Raw genomic sequence first — 18,526 nt, forward strand, 5'->3', positions numbered from 1 at the left:
AGATGTTGCTTCAAACCTCTGACACGATTACTGACATTGGTTCAACTTGAGTTTAGTTTTTGTGCTAATTGGAATGCACATCGGTGTACCTGATATGGGGTCAGGATAGATTTGACATTGTAGGTTAAATACAGCCTGTACGGTGTCCTCTGTAATTACAGATCTGGGTTCACCGGCGGCAAACACCTGCCCTCGGTGGATAGCGACTAAATAATCCGCATAGCGGCAGGCATGGTTTAAATCGTGCAATACCATGACGATCGTGCGACCCTGTTGCTGATTCAAGTCATACAGTAAGTCCAATACCTCAATTTGATGCGCCAGATCTAAAAAGGTAGTTGGTTCATCTAATAACAAAATTTGGGTGTTTTGGGCGAGGGTCATGGCAATCCAGGCTCGTTGACGTTGTCCACCGGACAGGGTATCAAGCGGTCGATCGCCCAGTTCTACTAAATCAGTAATTTCTAATGCCTGCTGAACATAGCGTTCGTCCTGAGATGACCACTGCTGGAGCCAATTTTGATACGGATAGCGACCTTGAGAAACGAGATCCTTAACCGTTAATCCTTCCGGGGCAACCGGGCTTTGTGGTAAAAGTCCCAGTTGTTGAGCTACCGCTTTTGTCGAGTGTTGCGCGATCGATTTTCCATCTAAATAAACCGCTCCCTGGGTAGGTTTCAGCAGCCTCGCCAAGCCTCGCAACAATGTCGATTTCCCACAACCATTCGCACCAACTAACACCGTAATCTGCCCTGCCGGAATGGCTAATGTCAGATCCCGGACGATCGTCGTGTTTTCGTAAGCCAGGGTTAAATGGCGGGTCGTGAGCGCGGGAGAAATAGACATGAGAGAATTTGTCAATAGTAGGTTAAGTTCTCATCTTAATCAGATTTCTGCTGCTTTGTGAAGCATTTGGGCAAAGCGCGAATCAGGTTGATGCATTAAATTCAAGCGATCGCCATATTCCACCACCTTTCCCTGCTCTAAGATCAAGATTTGATCGGCACGTTGCACACTTTGTAAGCGATGGGCAATGATGATACCGGTGCGATGCGTCAGTAACTTATCAATCGCCCGATCAAGAAGAGCTTCCGTTTGGGGGTCGAGTCGGGAGGAGGCTTCATCCAGAATAACCAGACCTGGGTTTTTGAGAAATACACGCACTAATGCCAGTAACTGTGCCTGTCCGGCAGAAAGCCCACTACTATCAGCTCCTAATTGGGTATGAAGCCCGTCAGGCAGCGATTTCAACCATTGCCCTAAGCCCAAATCCTCCAGGGTTGCCAGAATGACAGGATCAGAGATGTGTGGATTAAAAAAGGTCAGGTTATCCCGCACACTAGCTTGAAATAACTGGACATCCTGGGTGACTAAGCCAACCCGTTGTCGTAGTTCCGCTAGGCGCGTCTGAGCGATCGTACAGTTCCCTAACTGAATTTCGCCCGATTGCACGTCGTATAGCCGCAGGAGCAAGCGAGCGATCGTACTTTTGCCACTTCCTGTCCGCCCTAGTAGACCTAAGACACGGCCAGCCGGCAGGTGGAAGGAAATGTCCTGAAGCGTGGATAAAGGGAGAACCGCAGGGGAACTGGCGTTGCTCTCATAACTAAACCTCACCTGGTTAAAACAGACCGATAATGCCCCTGTCGGCAAGGAGCAATCCCCCCGATCATCTACCGTAGACTGAACAGCCAATAGATCACGAATCCGCTGAATACTGGCTTCCACCTGTTGCAGTTGTTCCAACTCTTCCCGAATGCGCTCGATCGGTTGCGAGAGTAGATTGGTGTAGTGAAAGATCAGGTAGGCCGCGCCGATCGTAATGGTCTTTTGATTCCAGAGATAGGCAGAGAGGGCAAGGGCGATCGCATTGCCAATGGTAAATAACCCCACACTGCTAAACCATAATACGGTACTGGCAAATCTCGCCTGTTGGTAAACTGGCAACCACTGCTGTAACAGGGCAAAGAAGCGGTGCATCACATACCCCACAGCCCCATTGGCGCGAATATCCTCGCGTCCAACAATATGTTCGCCTAATGTGCCATAAAATTCAGCACTAATCTGACGGTATTTCGCCCAGGGCGAGATCGCGAGCGATCGCAGACCTAGCAAGAGTGCCAACGCTACTACAGCAAACACCGTTAGACACAGCCCAGCGAATTGGTTCTCAAACCAGAGCACAACGAGAATGCCGACTAAAAGAAGGCTATTCCCTAAAACATGAATCACAAGTTGAGAGAAAAATCGAGAGAGCGCATTCACATCGCCATCAACTCGCTCTAGCAATTCCCCCGGTGTATGGGCTTTATGAAAAGATAAATCAAGCTGTAAACAATGGGCAGCTAGATCAATCCGTAGCGCATTCGTGGCAGTCCAGGCGACCGTTTCTCCCAGATAGGTGGCAGCAACCGCAAACACTTGAGTTAACAGTGCGATCGCGGTAAATGTGAGTGCGGATAGCAGGAGGGTATGTTGCGCCCCCCCGGCAACGGCGGTGTCGATGAAGTAACCCAGGATTTGGGGATTGATGATTTGTAAGGCAATGCTACTCAATAGCGCGATCGCCAATCCAATGACACGCCCCCGTTGCGGTTGCAGATAGTTTGCCAGAAGCGATCGATACTGCTGTAAGGGAATTGGCATTGATGCAGACCACTAAAGCCGTTCAGCAGATTATCGTAAACTTTATCGGTTACGAAAGCTGATTTTGGCTCCTAGCGGGAGTTTTTTGGCTCCTAAACGGAATTTTTGCTGGTGGAGCCGATGGGCGATCGCGGAAGTGACGGGTAGACTGAGTCGGAGCATGGGGACAGATTCAGGCTTGTTTCCCCAGGTATTTAAACAAATCGTCAATGACCGCATCGGCGGCAAGTGGCCCCGCACCAAGCCAGTGACGAGGTACAAAATAGATTCGATCGCGTTTGATGGCATTTAACTGTTGCCACAAAGGCGCTGACTGTAACTTAGCTAATTTCTCCTGCGCCGATGCGTTCGCCGCCGCCGTATCCTCCGATGTCCAGACAAACATGACATCCCCATCGGCTTGATCCACCTGTTCCATACTAATGGAGGCTTGAATTTCGTTACCAAATTGACGTTTCGCTTCTGCACCCGAGAGCCGTTGGGCTTCAGGGCGAGCTAACCCAGCATCTTCTAAGATCGTGCCGCAGAATGATTCACGGAAATAGAGATTAATGGTGTCTGGATAGATCCGCACCACCGATACCTGAGGGGGAAAGGGTAAGCGTTGATCTGATGCAACTGCTGCCTTCAAAGTGCGTTGTAAGGTTTGCAAACGCCGGTTGTAATGCTCCATTACCTGTTGCCCGATCGCTTTCCGATCGAGAGCCAGACTAAAGCGGTGTAAGAACTCTTTCCACAACCCGCTATGGTCAAACTGAAGCAACAATGTTGGGGCAATCTGGGATGCTTGGGCATAGATATTCTGATTAAAGTCCAGCCCAATAATTAGATCGGGTTTGAGTGCCAGAACGCGTTCTAAATTGGGAACTCCCCCATCGCCAATATTTTCCACTCCAACCACGCGATCGCGCAGATATGCGGGAATTTGCTGAGATAAAGGCGCAGCAATAGGTTGTAATCCCAGGGAGAGCGCATATTCAAACGACATTGAATCTAACGTGACCAAGCGCTGAATGCTAAGAGGCACACAGGTTGTACCCGCCGCATGTTCGACTAAACGACAATCGGCTGAACTGGCTGGCGTGACTGCATGAGGCACTGGACGGCAGGCGATCGTCTGCCAGCAGGTAAATACCATCAGTGTCGTCAATATTAACCAGCGCCAGCAGTGTCTCATCATGCGATCGGGGAGCGAGTGGCAGATCAAAAATATTAAGGGGGTAAGGGGGAATCTGGCAACTATGCCTAGAAATCGACGGAAATAGTTCCCACGATCGAGAAAGGCGCACCTGGATTGACATTCAACCGATAGCCATAGGAAGCAGAGGTGAAGTATTCAATGCCAAATAGATTTTGAATATTCAACTGTGCCCGCCAATTATCGCGGCGATAGTATAAAGCGGCATCGGTACGAAAATAGCTGGGTAGGGTAAAGGTATTGTCTAAATCGCCCTCCCGTTGATCGACATAGAAAAATCCTAGTCCAAAGCCCAAGCCCCGCAGGCTACCCCGTTGAATTTCATAGGTTGTCCACAGGCTGAATTGATTGGCAGGAACATTGGCTAACTTGTTGCCCACAATATCCGTCGTATCTTCGCTGACAAAGGCATCTAGATAGGTATAACCAGCGACCATGTTCCAACCTGGGAGGATTTCCCCGCCAAGATTCACCTCAAAGCCGCGACTGGTCACTTCTCCAGTTTGTAGCGAAAAAGCTGGATTCTCTGGATCGGGGGTTGTCACATTCTGTTTGCGAATGTCGAATGCCGCTAAAGTCAGGCTCAGACGATCGGAGAGATCGGCTTTCACCCCCACCTCAAACTGCCGTCCTGTTTCTGGTTTAAATGTAGAACCATCATCATTGCGACTGGCTCCAAACGACGGTTTAAACGAGGTGGTGTAAGAGGCATAGAGTGAAATGGGTGCGATCGGTTGATAGACAATGCCAAATCGGGGTGTGAACTTACTATCCCTCAACTCATATTCTTCGCGGGATTCACCGACAAACCGAGTGGTACGAAATTGATCGACGTAATCATAACGCACCCCTGCCAATACCTTCAGGTTAGGCAATAGCTCAATTTGATCTTGGATGTAGACCCCGATCGTATCAATATTATCATCCCGGAAAAACTCCGGTTCAATTCTGAAGCGCTCCCGTGTATAAACCGGGTTAAAGATGTTAATTGATGGGTAAGAGTTCGTGAACTGAAAGCGCGGCTCTTCCACACCACGACGATATTCTGTGCCAAACAATAGTTGATGTTTGATAGAACCAGTATTAAATTTACCCAGCACTTCGGCATTGGTGAAAAACCGTTTATAGGTTCCCGCCGCATAGTATTCATACCGTTCCGCGTCCCCTGTTTCCTCATCTAAACCACCTAGAGATGGCACCAACCGTTCCGGTTTGTATTGGGTATATTGCAGGGCATGGCGAAGTGCCCAATTGTCACTAAATCGATGGTCAAGCCGATAGCCAAAATTAAACTGATCCTGCTCAAACTCACCAAATTTTTCGTTCAAAAAGCGATCGCGGGGTAGATTGGCTACGCGATCGCCAATTGCCACAATTCCTTCATCGATTGTTTCCCGGTTACGCGAATATTGACCATAGAAACTGAGGGAGGTATTTGGACTCATATCCCAGGTCAGGATCGGTGAGACGATTAATCGTTCTCCATTGACAAAATCGCGGAAACCCCCATAGTTTTCATAGGAAACATTTAAGCGATAGCGCACCGTTTTGTCATCATTTAAGGGCCCCGAGAAATCGATCGCCCCACGATAGGTGTTAAAGTTTCCAGCGCTAAATGAAACGGAGTATAAAGGATCCCGTAGGGGTTTCTTCGTCACCAGGTTGATGATCCCGCCGGGTTCTCCCTGACCAAATAACACCGATGCTGGTCCTTTCAACACATCAATGCGTTCAACATCGTTGGTGCTGAGCGGCGAGAGCGAAAAGTAACTAATACCATCTCGAAACACACTCGGACTGGCATCAAATCCCCGAATCAGTAGCCCAGGCCCAAATGCGCTTGTGCCTCTGCCCCCGGAAGGTGCAACCCCGCCAACGGTTTCTAAAGCATTTTCTAAAGTTGTAACATTCCGATCTTCAATTACCTGCTGAGGCACGGTTTGAATCGAAAGCGGAATATCTCGGATTGGGGTATCTGTCCCGGTGGCGGTGCTAGCGTTCGACGGATTATAGCCCTGATCGCGATCGCCGGTCGCCACAACCTCTTCTTCCGGTACGTCTGTATCTGGCGCTTCCGGGTTCAAGGTGTAGGCAAACTCTCCAGTTCTCAGGATCACTTCTGAGGTGGGTAGGGCATTGTTGCCTGTGACGCTGACCCGAATACTACTAGCTTCCTGGGTAACGCGTACCGCCGCAATGTCCTCTGTCGGGTTCTCAGCACTGAACTCCTGCCCATCCGGCAATGCCAACACCGCATTGGGAATATCCGCGATCAGCGAAGTTCCTTCAACCCGAAACTGGTTGGCATCAATTTGTAGAGATCTTCCTGCCGCCGTCTGAAGAACAATTTCGAGTCCAGTTTCAACCCGATTCACATTCACTTCTGTCACCTGAACAGTTTCGGCTTCGATTTGCGCCAACCATTCTTTCACTGTAGTGACAGGGCGGTTGCGATCGTTCAGTCGAGCTATGCCTTTAGCGGCTCCATGCTCTACTTCCCCAGACTCTGCCCACCCCGGCAATGCCAAGCCGCCTACTATACTTCCCGCTAGAATCATCATCCAGGCGTAACACTGGACGTTTCCCATCTGCCGCGACTTGCTTCCGATCATCTTCCCCACACCAATAGAAATAGAGAACTCAATTAAGAATTACTCTCAAGAAGATACAGAGAAATGGTGTCAAATGGGCGATCGTTCCGACTCCTGAACGGAATTTTTTGAACGCTAGGCGGAATTTCTATGCCGAACCAGATACTCCTTCGGCGTTACCCCAAACTTTTTGCGAAAGGCTGAGGCAAAATAGCTGCGATTGACAAAACCAATCCGGCGGGCAACCTCAGACACATTTAACCGACCTTCTTCTAGTAATTTCCGAGCCTGTTCCAGCCGATACTCATGCAGATAGCCAAAGGCAGTATTACCAAATACCTGACGGAAACCTCGTTTAAGGGTACAGTCATTCAGTCCGACCTGCCGCGCTAACTCTAACAATGAAGGAGGATTATCAAACTGTCGCAACAGAATGTCTCTGGCAAAATAAATGCGATCGACATCATCTCGCTTTAACGCAGGCACTCCAGCAGGCTTCAGACCTTGTTCAAACTCCTGGTCAATTAACAACGCCATCAGCTCCCACACCTTACTTTCAAGATAGATGCGTTTTGTAATTCCAACAAATGGACATTTCAAGATTTGTTGTAGAATATTTTGCATTGCTGTAGTAGTTGTACCAAGGCGGCAACAATATGGGTACGTATCGGGTTGCAAAAGATGTTGTAACTCTGGGTGTAATCCAGTTGATGCCTGGTTCCATAAGCCAATAAATAGGGCTGGATCAATATGGACATTGACTTCCAAAACCCGTTCGGTCGCCAACCATTCCGACCACTCAACCGGAGCAATGCCACTGCCATATAGGACATATTGACCGGCTGCCACCTGCCGCAATTGATCTTTAAATTTACCTGATAGAAAAAAGCTGTATTCCAAAGAATGCTCGCGTTCTGGACAATGCAAAATCAGATGATCACGGGGAGAGTAGTCAGCGATCGCTAAGTCCAATCCTTCCCGTAAAGAAATTTCGCACAAAGAGCCATTCCCTAATATGCGTGGGAATTGTTGAACGATCTCAAATGAGTCTGGTTTCAGGTCAATTGTATTGGCTTTATTAGTTTCTTCACTGAATAGTGCCCAGTATTCCGCTTGAGAGAGGGCGATCGCCATGATTGCTGAATCTCCAGCTATTGAAAATAATTCTTAGCTATCATACCGCTTTTTTGATTCAAGCTAGTTCACAGCTGTACTTTCTTCCTTCTGTCACCCTGATCACACCCTTATTGTTCTGGCTGTTCAGTCGGTTCTGTTTCAGCTTGAGGCAGGGAGGGAATTTTGGCAACCTGGAGCGATTGCAGTAGTTCAGGAAATTGCTTCCAGGGAATATCACCGGTTTTGCTGGTGCGGTAGAGTTCGCCAAATTGGAGTAGGGCGCTGGCGGCAGTGGTGGGAACCTTGGTAAAGAGATAGGTGGCTTTGTGGGGAGCGGAAAAAGCGATCGCGCAAGGATGGTCACACGTCCATAAACAACCGACAGCTTGCACATTTAACTCGTTGGAGCCTGACTGTTCCTGATGCAGGGTCTTCACTTGATTGAGGAGAGAAACCCCATCGGATTTTTCGTAATCGACATCTTCAGAGTGAGTTGAGTTGCAGGATTTGCAGATAAACAAACAATGCTTTGACATCATAAATCATTCTCCAAGGAGATACTTAAACAGGTCATCCACAACCCGATTTGCCGCAATCAGCCCACAACAGCCCCAGTATGCTGGTACTTCATAAACTCGATTCTGCTGCACGACATTTAACTGAGACCATAATGGATCCTTTTTCAGTGCTGTCAGCCGCTGCTGAGCATTGGCATTCCCACTATCACCAAATACTAGTAGTACATCAGCATCCACATCAGGAAGATGTTCATGGCTGATATTGATTTGCACATGTCGCCATACACCGTCTTCCTTATGAATATCATAATATTGCTGGTTGGCAGGCCGAGCAATGCCCGCTTCTTCTAGAATATTGCCAGGGAAGGAACCCCGCTGCATCATGCCAATCCCGAGTTGATGTAGTCGGATTAAAGAAACGGTGGTTTGTTGTAGACGATCGCCAATTTTGGCTCTAAAGGCTGCCAAGCGCTGGTCATAGTTCGCCAGAATTGTAGTAGCTATTGCCGATTTACCTAATGTCTGCCCAATCAACCGGACAATCTCTCGCACGTCTCGTCCATGATTGAAGTCGTAAACAACGGTGGGAGCAATCTGGGAGAGTTGGGAATAGAGGGCCTGGTGATACCAGGAGAATGCCAAAATTAGGTCAGGTTTGAGCAACAGAATCTTTTCGATCGAGGGCTGTTGCGGTCTACCCAGGAGGGATACCCCCACCAGGCGATCGTCGAGATAGGGTGAGAAGGGATTCGCTGCCCCTACAGGTTGTATGCCTAAAGCCAACACCGTATCCAGCCCAAATCCATCCAGAGTTACGATTCGCTGGGGATGCAGAGGCACACAGGTTTCGCCCATGCTGTGCTGCACAACCTGACACTGCCCTGATTGAGTCGTCACCGGCTCAGGTAAGAAGCTGTCATCCAATGGATGAAACTGACAAGCCACCATTACACAGAGACTACAGAGCAAACAAAGACAGAATTTGACCCAGCGATCGCAGTGCATATCTTAAAACCGATAAAAAATACTCCCTGTTACAGTCCGAGGAGCACCTGGATGAACCGAGCCAAATACCCCATCATAGTATTTCTCGTTGAACAAATTTTTGACATTCAGTTGGACTGTGAGATTGGAGTTAAATCGGTAAGCTGTAAATAGATCAACGGTCAGATAACTGGGTAACTGATAGGTATTGTTCAAACTATCCCAGCGTTTACCCACATAAAAGATCCCGGCTCCCAAACTTAATCCATTCAAACTGCCATCAAATTCATACTTTGTCCAGAGGCTCAAGCGGTGAGGAGATGCCGTCGGCAAGCGATTGCCCACTGGGAAGCGATTATCTTCGGTAATTTCAGCATCCAAGTAACTGTAGGAAGCAATGATACTCCAATTGGGTGTAATTCTTCCGGTGATATCTAACTCAATCCCCTGGCTCTCTTGTTCTCCAGTTTGCACACTAAAGCGGGGATTGGCTGGGTCAGCCGTGAGAACATTGCTGCGTTTGATTTTAAAGAGAGCTAGCGTTGCTCCTAGTGCCCCATCTAGGAATTCAGTTTTTGCTCCAATTTCATACTGAGTCCCAAAGGTTGGGTCAAAGGGATTACCGTTAATGTCAGCCCCAGAATTAATTTCAAATGAGCGGCTATAGCTAGCATAGAGTGATAACCAATCCGCCGGTTGGTAAACAATTCCCAGGCGTGGGCTGAAATTTTCTACTGTCTGATCTCGCACCAACTGATCCGTCAGGCGATTTGTTTGTTGCAATAGGGCATTGTTATAACGACCTCCTAACAGAAGTTTGAGATTACTGGTTAAGGCGATCGTGTCCTGTAGAAAGATGCCTAGACGGCGTTCTGGATTAATAAAAGAACCACTCACGGTGAAAGCATCTGTGTTGTCACCATAAACTGGATCAATGACATCGAGCAGTGTGCTAGCTTGTCCATTCAAGTTAACAAACGGTGACTGTCGATAAAAATAATCAACGCCAAACACTAATTCATGCCCGACAGAACCCGTGGCAAATTTACCGACGACATCTACTTGACCAAAGTAGTAAGTGACATCCTGCTCTTGGGCTGTCTGCGATCGCTCTAACGTCCGTCCATCTGGTCTTAAAAAGTCTGGGTTGGTGTACTGAACGAAATTACGACTTGCACTGACGAAATTAAAAATTTTGCGAATTTGCCAGTCATTACTAAACTGGTGTGCCAATGTAGAGAGGAGTGAGAGATAACGGGATTCAAACTCATCCCCTGGTTCATTCAGTAATCGATCTAGGGGAAAGCGCCGAATTCGATTAAACGGAACATTTGGAATTGATAAACCAACGTCAGTAATGCGATCGTCTCGGCGATACTCCAGTTCCACCGTCCAGCGAGTGCGATCGGAAATTTCCCAGCTAATGACTGGTGCAATAAAAAAGGTACGGTTATTGATAAAATCTCGAAAACTGTTGGCATCTTCATAGGCAATATTTAAGCGGTACAAAATCGATTGATCAGAGTTTAATGGACCAGATAGATCGATCGCCCCTCGATAAAAATTATAGCTACCAATATTTGCCTCTACTTGAGCATAGGGTTCGGATAGTGGTTGCTTGGTCACCAAATTGACAATACCACCGGGAGTTAGATCCCCAAATAATACGGAAGCTGGGCCCTTCAACACTTCGACTCGATCGGTGTTGGCATTTAAAGCAAACCCAATAATGTTAGGAATTTCTAGACCATTACGGCGATAGTTACCTGCGTTACTCCCCAGAAAGCCCCGTAAGACGAGCTGATCATAGGTACCAAAGGCAGAACCTCCGGAAGTAACACTACTGACATTTCGGACAGCTTCACTTAAAGTATTCACCTGCTGATCCTGAAGCACCTCTTGCGGCACAATTTGGATCGATTGGGGAATATCACGCAGTGGTGTGTTGGTACGGGTTGCAGTAGAGGTGTTGGGAAAACGATAACCATCTCGCTGACCGGTTGCGACAACCTCCTCTTCTAAATCGTCATCCGGTTCTGGGTTCAAGCTATAGGTAAGCTCTCCGGCTCTGAGAGTGACCTCTTCTGTGGGCAACGCGTTATTCCCAGTCACCTGAATCCGAATGCTGCTAACGTCCTGTTGAACGACACGAACCGTCTCAATGTTGGCTGTGGGATTGTCAGCATTAAACTCCGTTGCATCTGGGAGTGCCAATACCGCATTAGGAATATCGGCAATCAAGCTATCTTCTTCTGCCCGAAATTGGGTGGTATCAACTTGTAAAGGTCTACCCTCGGCGGTTTCTAGCTCAATTTCTAGCCCATTACTGGTACGGTTCAACTTCACGCCTGTCACCTGGATAGCTGCCGATTCAATTTGGGCAATCCACTCTTTGACCGTAGTAGCAGGACGCTCCTGCGCCCCTCCCGGTAATGCCCAGCCAGCACTGAGATTGCCTATGCATATTGCCATCAGAACCAGTTGTACCGACGCTGGAAGATCCCGAATATTCATTGCCACTCCACACCAATTTTAGTCAAGCGTTCTTCAGTAATTCTCAACTCCTAATTGAGAATTCTTCTTAAGAATATACTGGTAAACTTAGCCTGCTAAAGCCTACCTTTGGTGGCTAGATGGAGTTTTTAGATGGTTAGACGGAGTTCTTATTCTTAAACTGCTCTAACACTTCTACGATGTCGGCGCATATATTCACTAGGATTTAAGCCAAATTTCTTACGAAATGCTGCCGCGAAGTGGCTACGATCGATAAACCCAATTTGCTGCGTCACCTCAGCAATACTCAACTCACTAGTCTCTAGCAAGTGCCGAGCTTGTTCCATGCGGTAGTCATGGAGATAACCGAAGACCGTAGTTCCAAAGACCTGATGAAATCCTTGCTTCAACTTATGATCATTAATGGCAACTCGACGGGCTAGCTCTAGCAATGAGGGTGGATTGGTCAAGTTTGCAATCAAAATGTTCTTTGCTTGATGAATGCGATCGATATCATCTGATTTTAATAAAATGCTGACCGATGCCCTCGGTTGTTGATCTTGAAATTGGCAAAACTGAAGCGTCATCAATTCTAGAGCTTTGCCTTCAAGGTAGAGCCGTTTCATCGCTCCTTGATAGGGACACTGCAAAATTTGATGCACAATTGTTTGCATGGCAGGTGTCATGCTGCCCTGATGGTAGTAAGGCTGAATGGTTTTAGCGATCGCATCCCGAACAACCCGAGGTAGTGTTTCTATCTGATCGGGAGGAAAGTGGCTGAGAAAGTAGCTGGGCTGAAAACTGATATGTAACCGCTGGAGATGCTGACCGCCCGCCCAGTCTTCAGCCTCAAATGTATCAGGGCAACTGCTTAAGTACGTGCGTCCTGCCAATTCATCGACCCCATCCGTCAATCCCTTAATCGTGGTTCGCACATTTCCAGACACAAAAAAGCTCAATGTTGACCAATTGCCTTCGCCGTAGTGTTCAGTCAATCGCAGGTCATTCACCAGATGATAGTCATACATCCGCATCATCAAACCATCATTTAAGCAAATTGACCAATCCTGTACGGCACCCATAAGCGGAACAGTTCCCTGCCAGGTTGTGATTAACCCATCAAAGGATTGGAGTACAGTACCAGTTTGTTTACTCTCCTCCCACAGGTCATCGCAGTCTTGTGCTGAAAGAATGATGGTCATGGCGATCGCATTACCTAAATTGTCGCTATCTCAAATAAGTCATGTACAATATTGCAAAAGCTTCTCATCTACAGGAAAAATCTGTCAAGCCAGGGGATCTGCACCTTACTCATCGTTTATAAGCGGCAGGGAGGTCAGCAAAAGTACCCTCCAGTTCCACTTTGCCGTGGTTAAGTAGGATGATGCGATCGGCCTGTTGCAATACGGTAGGACGGTGAGAGACAACCAGGAACGTAGGATTCCAGGTGCGAGAAGTAGAGAGGGCAAACAGGCGTGACCACAGGGTTTGTTCAGTCGTGGTGTCGAGAGCACTGGAAAGATCATCAAAGATCAGGAGTTCGGGTTGGCGAATGAACATCCGCGCTGCCGCAACCCGCTGGAGTTGCCCACCGGACAGCCGCATGCCTTTAGAACCAATCAGGGTTTCTAGACCATCCGGCATAGCTGCCAGGTCTTGATCAAAAGTGGCAAGGGCGATCGCGTGTTGCAACTCCGGCTCATCCCTGTCTATGCCAAGCAAAATATTTTCACGCAGGGTGTGACTAAAAAGTTGGGGAACTTGCGGTGTATAAGCACTACGGGGCGGGATGAAAAATTGTGCCGGATGCTCAATGCGTTGCCCGTTCCAGTAAATTTCACCGCTTTGTAAGGGTAAAAGTCCCATCAATCCTTGCAATAGGGTCGTTTTACCTGCACCGATGGCACCTGTAATCACGGTTACGCTACCCCGCTTCAGCCGCAGTGAGACATCGGTAATCCCGCGATCGCTGCCAGGATAGTGATAGGTTAGGTTGAGGGCAACGAGTTCCTCCAGTGGTTCAACTGGTTGAGCCTGAGGTAGTGGCGGCAATGGAGGTGTTCGTCCGGTCAGGGTTGGCAAATGCAACGGATGGTGTGCCACGATCGCAGGCGCATCGCAACCCAATAGCCCTTGCATACGCTCAAAAGAGACTTCACTTTGCTTGGAGAGCGCCAGAAAGCCGCCTAAAAAGCTGAGGAAATAGGTGACGTAGGACAGGTAATAAACAAATAGAGCAAAGTCTCCCACCGTCAAGTTGCCAACCTGCGATCGCATTGATTGGGCCGCAAAAAACAGAATGGCTCCTGTACCCAAACTGACTAAATTTTCAAAACTTGATTCTAATAAAGTAGTTAAAAGTTGATCCTGGACGATCGATTGCCGCCGCCGATCGCATAAATGCCGAAAGTGCTTCAAAACGCTAGGTTCCGCTCCAGCTACTTGAATCGCCTGGACTGCCGTAAATATTTCGCCAATCAGACCAGTCAGACGTTGGGTTGCCTGCCGACTGGCACGACGGTAGCGTTTAATGCGATCGGCGATGCGATGAATCAGCGTAGCAATAATGGCTAGTGGGAGAAATACAAATAGAGTAATGGATGCATTCACGCTGAACAGCAGTAGTAGTGAGCCAATGGCAAATATTCCTTCACCTAAAATTTCATTGGTTCCGACTACGTTATCTTCAATCTGAGTGGCATCCTCACGAAAGAAACTAATGACTTCACCGGGGGACAAAGTATGTTCCGGCTGACCCGCTACCACAAAGGGTTCAGCGCCAGGGCGATCTAGTAATGTCGCTAACAAATTGCGCCGAATTAATGCGCTCATGGTAAAGCGATGTTGGGTTTTGGTAATGCGACCCGTAAAAATGGCGACGATTCGAGCTACTCCGATCGCCAGAAACAAGGCAATCCACCCCCCGGAGGACAGGGTTAACCCAGATTGATCGGTCAAGGTGTTGAAAAACTCGCGAATCACCAATCCCGGTAAAGCGGGTAATCCGGCAATCAACAACCAGAGCAAGGTATCTGTCCAGTACAGGGGTTGAGCATACCGGATCAGTTGCCAGAGAAGATGCCAGATAGAAACTCGATGGGCGACCATATTGCAGCTTATTTAGAGCGATTGCGAATGAGCAGGTAGAGAAAAAAGGGAGCGCCGATCGCGGCTGTCACTACGCCACAGGGTAGCTCAATCGGAGCAAACACCGTTCTGCCAATCAGATCCGCCAGCGTGACCAGTAAGCCGCCTAGCAGAGTGGTCACAGGCAGCAAATTATGATGATTAGCGCCAATCAACTGTCGTCCGGCATGGGGAGCAATTAATCCGACAAAGGCGATCGTTCCGGCGGTTGCGATCGCGGATCCAGAAAGCGCCACCGCTACTAGAATCAGGAGTGCCCGTTGCCATTCCACCCGACTACCTAATCCCTTTGCCACATCATCGCCTAAGTTCAGCACATTAATTTGACGAGACGATAACAATGCGATTGGAATCCCTAAGACAATCCAGGGTAGCAACGCCAAGAACTGCTCCCAGGTACGACCATAAACACTGCCAGCTAACCATACTAAGGCTTGACTGACATCATAAATGGAGCCAAAGGTAATCATTAAACTGGTAAAGGCGGTTGCGATCGCAGCTAAGCCAATGCCTAACAAAATCAGTAATGTGGGTGAACTTCCTCCTTTCCATGCCAAGCTATAAATTAACGCTGACATTAATAAAGCACCACTAAAGGCAGCTATCGGTAAAATATAAACGGGAGCAGCAGGAAATAGCACAATCACGGCAACTGCCACCAGTCCCGCTCCGGCGTTAATCCCGATGATGCTAGGATCGGCTAGGGGGTTACGGGTGAGTCCCTGGAAAATCGTGCCCGACAGCGCCAATGCCATCCCCACCATAAAGGCAACTAAAGTTCTGGGTAAGCGCAGGGTGTAAATGATAAAAGCATGGTCAGGATTTCCGGTATCAATCCCCAATAAGGTCTTAATAATGTCTCCGATCGCGATCGGGTATTCCCCCTGTTGCACATTCAAAACGATTGCAAAAAAACTTAGGGCTATCAGCCCAAACAATAGGGTTGGTAAGCGCCGATCCACCTGGAAGGAAAGCATAGAAGACCGAATAAATAAGTCATGTTTCATCGCTTCACCTTCGATTTTGTCAGGTAGACAAAGACGGGCGCACCTACCAGTGCCGTCATCACACCCACTGGCAATTCCTGGGGTTTCAGTACCACGCGTGCCGCTATATCGGCAACCAAGAGCAGGATGGCTCCCAGCACTGCCGAGTAGGGTAAAATCCAGCGATAGTCCGTTTTAATGAAGAATCGCACCATGTGAGGAACGACCAGTCCAATAAAGCCGATTGGCCCCGCGATCGCGACTGAACTACCTGCCAACAACACCACACTGGCGGCTGCCAGGATCTTAATCCAGGCGGTTTGTTGACCTAAGCTCTTGGCAATATCTTCGCCTAAGCTCAAGGTCGTGATTTGCCGACCCAAGAGAAACGCTAATAGCAACCCACTGATCAGGAACGGGAGAACTTGGAGAAACAAATCAAAATCTCGACCCGACAGTGAACCCGCTAGCCAGAAGCGAATTTCGTCCAGGGTACGTTGACTCACAATCAGAATTGAGGTGACGATCGAGGAAATAAATGCAGTCATGGCGGCTCCAGCCACCGTCAGATTGAGGGGTGTAGCGCCTCCTCGTCCTAAACTGCCCAGTGCATACACCGACACCGCCGCGATCGCGGCTCCTAGAAACGCTGCCCCAGCATAGACCCCGAGCGACGAACTACCCAGCAAAAACAACGTCACAACAACCGCTAATGATCCCCCCGCTTCAATCCCTAAAATGCCAGTTTCCGCCAACGGATTCCGGGTTAACCCTTGCATCACTGCGCCCGATACCGCCAGGGCGGCTCCTACTGCCACTGCCATCAGCGATCGTGGCAATCGCACCGTTTGAATGACTAAGTGATCAAAAGACGCGTCAAATGTGGTAAATGATTCGAGAATTATTCGCAGTGGAATATCTCTGGCACCAAGGGTAATACTATAGATCAGGCAAATCAGGAGGGCGATAGTCACTACTATTAAACCCAACCACCGGGACTGCCTCAGCGATTTCAGGGGACTGGATGGAATGGAGGTCATCATGCAATCATGGGCTGGCTTGAAGAGCTTAATGAGAATTAGTCCTGATTGTACCCCCGATGGTGGCGTTTAGGAAATGCCCCTGGAGTCATTAGTCGCAGACGACGTAGTTTCAAGCGTCCGCAGCCCTGGGAGCAGATAGCCACTCACCCCGATCGTCACCAGGCTGAATGAGGTGATGATATAAAGCAGCGCCATTCCTGCCCCTGCCCCTGTGCCAACCAGGGGACTGAGCAGAGTTGCAATGCCTGGGTAAACCTGCATCAGGGGTTCAAATATCCGATCGGCTAAAAAACCAGCCATCAGAGCCGCGATCGCGCTGACCATTTGAATGACGAAGGCATTTGCTGCAAACACTCGCCCCTGCTGTTCGGGTGGAATCTTCTCCATCCAGATCGCTGTTTCTGAACTCCCTAATAAGGGAAAGCTCAGCGATGAGCAGAATTGGGATGGCACCCAAATCGATGGCGATCGCCCCCAGCCAAAGACAGCTTTACTGCAACCCGCACCAATGAAGCCCCCTAGCATACCGTTCAGTCGAGACTTGGGGCCGCCCCAAACGCTGAGCAGGATAGCTCCAATTACTCCCCCAACTCCGGCAGCGGCGGCGGTTGTTGCTAATACTTGAGCGCTACCCTGAGTGCGAGCCAAAATCATCGGATCATAAATCGCTTCACCCAGGTCATGGGCAAACCAAAACAGGGCAGTAATTCCCAATAGTCCTCTAAGTCCCGGTTGCTGCCATACCTGCCGAAATCCATAGCTCAGTTGCGCCATCCAAGAGGTGGGGGCAATCATCAGCGTGGGGTGAGGTTGCGATCGCGGTTGGGGAATCGCAACAGTCAGTAGCGTTGCGATCGCAATTCCGAAGGTCAGAATATCAATCACCAGGATGCCGGACAGACCAATGACAGGAAACAAGACTCCCGCCAGGGCAGGCCCTAAAATCACAGAACTGTAATGAACCGCCGCATCCAGACTATTTGCCCGCGTATACTGCTGCTTGGGAACCATCAGGGCGATCGAGGTTTGATAGGCTAAACTTTGAATTCGGCTACAGCCACCCGCGATCGCCGCCGCCGCATAAAGATGCCCAATTTGCAGATGATCGGTGACATACAGGATACCAATACCCAGGGTAGTAAGAGCCGTCATGCCATCGCCTAGCATCATCAATTGTTTGCGATTCCAGCGATCGACCACCAGACCAGCAATAACAGTCATGGGAATCCGAGGGAGTTGTCCAAAGAAGCCAACGAGTGCCAACGCTGTCGCGGAGCCTGTGACTTCCCATGCCCACAACGTTAGGGCAAAGCCGGTCATGTAGCTACCAATGGTGGATACGAGTTGACCAAACCAGATGATCAGAAATATACGCACAGATGATTAATTTATGGTTCGTTAGTGAGATTCGACTGAATCGGTGGAATCCGCGCTACGATTTCAGTTTGTAGTACCTCAGGAAATTGCTTCCAGGGAATAGTCCCGTCCGGGCTATCCAGATAAAGTTGGCTGAAATGCAGCACTGCCACAGCCACTTCACTGAGCGAGTTTTCTGCCACAGGAACTTTTGCCAATAGATAGGTCGATTTATTTGACGCTGATAGGGCAACTGCACAGGGATGGTCACAGGTCCATAAACAGCCCACTGGCTGAATCTCTAACTCCGATCGCCGCGACCAGGCTTGATGCAAATTCAGCAATTGTTCCAGCAAAATTGTCCCATCAGAGGGGCGATCGGGGGCTTTTGCCTCACTTGTATGACAGGATTGACAGACAAACAGAATTGATTTCGACATACGTTTAA

The 18,526-nt window shown here is 48.8% G+C and carries 14 protein-coding genes; all 14 read right to left on the minus strand.

The window, feature by feature from the left end; genetic code table 11:
• Positions 1 to 27: 27 nt before the first annotated feature.
• Entirely contained in the window at positions 28 to 846 is an 819-nt protein-coding gene (locus tag ACN4EK_RS01400; RefSeq protein WP_431655552.1) for an ABC transporter ATP-binding protein, read from the minus strand.
• Between the two features lie 39 nt (positions 847 to 885).
• Positions 886 to 2,646, minus strand: a complete 1,761-nt coding sequence (locus tag ACN4EK_RS01405) for an ABC transporter ATP-binding protein (protein ID WP_431655554.1) — start codon at positions 2,644 to 2,646, stop codon at positions 886 to 888.
• Between the two features lie 172 nt (positions 2,647 to 2,818).
• On the minus strand, positions 2,819 to 3,784 hold the full coding sequence (locus ACN4EK_RS01410; protein ID WP_431655555.1) for an ABC transporter substrate-binding protein: 966 nt from the start codon (positions 3,782 to 3,784) through the stop codon (positions 2,819 to 2,821).
• A 107-nt stretch (positions 3,785 to 3,891) separates the two neighbouring features.
• Positions 3,892 to 6,456 (minus strand): TonB-dependent siderophore receptor, encoded by a 2,565-nt coding sequence (locus tag ACN4EK_RS01415; RefSeq protein WP_431655556.1) that lies wholly within the window; start codon positions 6,454 to 6,456, stop codon positions 3,892 to 3,894.
• 114 nt (positions 6,457 to 6,570) lie between these two features.
• Positions 6,571 to 7,569 carry a helix-turn-helix transcriptional regulator gene (locus ACN4EK_RS01420; protein ID WP_431655557.1) on the minus strand — a complete coding sequence of 333 codons (999 nt, stop codon included), beginning with the start codon at positions 7,567 to 7,569 and terminating at the stop codon, positions 6,571 to 6,573.
• 110 nt (positions 7,570 to 7,679) lie between these two features.
• Positions 7,680 to 8,090, minus strand: a complete 411-nt coding sequence (locus ACN4EK_RS01425) for a DUF1636 family protein (RefSeq protein WP_431655558.1) — start codon at positions 8,088 to 8,090, stop codon at positions 7,680 to 7,682.
• A 3-nt stretch (positions 8,091 to 8,093) separates the two neighbouring features.
• Entirely contained in the window at positions 8,094 to 8,966 is an 873-nt protein-coding gene (locus ACN4EK_RS01430) for an ABC transporter substrate-binding protein (protein ID WP_431655559.1), read from the minus strand.
• A 111-nt stretch (positions 8,967 to 9,077) separates the two neighbouring features.
• Complete coding sequence (locus ACN4EK_RS01435) at positions 9,078 to 11,567, minus strand: TonB-dependent siderophore receptor (protein ID WP_431655560.1); 2,490 nt, start codon at positions 11,565 to 11,567, stop codon at positions 9,078 to 9,080.
• Positions 11,568 to 11,722: 155 nt separating this feature from the next.
• Positions 11,723 to 12,748, minus strand: a complete 1,026-nt coding sequence (locus ACN4EK_RS01440) for a helix-turn-helix domain-containing protein (RefSeq protein ID WP_431655561.1) — start codon at positions 12,746 to 12,748, stop codon at positions 11,723 to 11,725.
• 109 nt (positions 12,749 to 12,857) lie between these two features.
• Positions 12,858 to 14,654 (minus strand): ABC transporter ATP-binding protein, encoded by a 1,797-nt coding sequence (locus ACN4EK_RS01445; RefSeq protein ID WP_431655562.1) that lies wholly within the window; start codon positions 14,652 to 14,654, stop codon positions 12,858 to 12,860.
• A gap of 8 nt (positions 14,655 to 14,662) precedes the next feature.
• The gene (locus ACN4EK_RS01450) at positions 14,663 to 15,700 is read right to left on the minus strand and encodes a FecCD family ABC transporter permease (RefSeq protein ID WP_431655563.1); all 1,038 of its coding nucleotides are present in this window, start codon (positions 15,698 to 15,700) and stop codon (positions 14,663 to 14,665) included.
• A complete protein-coding gene (locus ACN4EK_RS01455) occupies positions 15,697 to 16,653 on the minus strand; it encodes a FecCD family ABC transporter permease (RefSeq protein WP_431655564.1) in 957 nt (318 codons plus the stop codon). The genes ACN4EK_RS01450 and ACN4EK_RS01455 overlap by 4 nt, the downstream gene beginning before the upstream one ends.
• Before the next feature lie 135 nt (positions 16,654 to 16,788).
• Entirely contained in the window at positions 16,789 to 18,099 is a 1,311-nt protein-coding gene (locus ACN4EK_RS01460) for an MFS transporter (RefSeq protein ID WP_431655565.1), read from the minus strand.
• Between the two features lie 11 nt (positions 18,100 to 18,110).
• Positions 18,111 to 18,518: a DUF1636 domain-containing protein gene (locus ACN4EK_RS01465; RefSeq protein ID WP_431655566.1), complete on the minus strand. Its 408-nt coding sequence runs from the start codon at positions 18,516 to 18,518 to the stop codon at positions 18,111 to 18,113.
• Between the last annotated feature and the right edge of the window lie 8 nt (positions 18,519 to 18,526).

This window comes from Pantanalinema rosaneae CENA516 (assembly GCF_050753385.1).
Classification (GTDB): Bacteria; Cyanobacteriota; Cyanobacteriia; order Leptolyngbyales; family Leptolyngbyaceae; genus Pantanalinema; species Pantanalinema rosaneae.

Bases quoted from the DNA above. Each gene is read 5' to 3' on its own strand.
- ACN4EK_RS01425 (WP_431655558.1), bottom strand. From the start codon at position 8,090: ATGATGTCAAAGCATTGTTTGTTTATCTGCAAATCCTGCAACTCAACT.
- ACN4EK_RS01400 (WP_431655552.1), bottom strand. From the start codon at position 846: ATGTCTATTTCTCCCGCGCTCACGACCCGCCATTTAACCCTGGCTTAC.
- ACN4EK_RS01405 (WP_431655554.1), bottom strand. From the start codon at position 2,646: ATGCCAATTCCCTTACAGCAGTATCGATCGCTTCTGGCAAACTATCTG.
- ACN4EK_RS01415 (WP_431655556.1), bottom strand. From the start codon at position 6,456: ATGATCGGAAGCAAGTCGCGGCAGATGGGAAACGTCCAGTGTTACGCC.
- ACN4EK_RS01420 (WP_431655557.1), bottom strand. From the start codon at position 7,569: ATGGCGATCGCCCTCTCTCAAGCGGAATACTGGGCACTATTCAGTGAA.
- ACN4EK_RS01435 (WP_431655560.1), bottom strand. From the start codon at position 11,567: ATGAATATTCGGGATCTTCCAGCGTCGGTACAACTGGTTCTGATGGCA.
- ACN4EK_RS01445 (WP_431655562.1), bottom strand. From the start codon at position 14,654: ATGGTCGCCCATCGAGTTTCTATCTGGCATCTTCTCTGGCAACTGATC.
- ACN4EK_RS01450 (WP_431655563.1), bottom strand. From the start codon at position 15,700: ATGAAACATGACTTATTTATTCGGTCTTCTATGCTTTCCTTCCAGGTG.
- ACN4EK_RS01440 (WP_431655561.1), bottom strand. From the start codon at position 12,748: ATGACCATCATTCTTTCAGCACAAGACTGCGATGACCTGTGGGAGGAG.
- ACN4EK_RS01465 (WP_431655566.1), bottom strand. From the start codon at position 18,518: ATGTCGAAATCAATTCTGTTTGTCTGTCAATCCTGTCATACAAGTGAG.
- ACN4EK_RS01410 (WP_431655555.1), bottom strand. From the start codon at position 3,784: ATGGTATTTACCTGCTGGCAGACGATCGCCTGCCGTCCAGTGCCTCAT.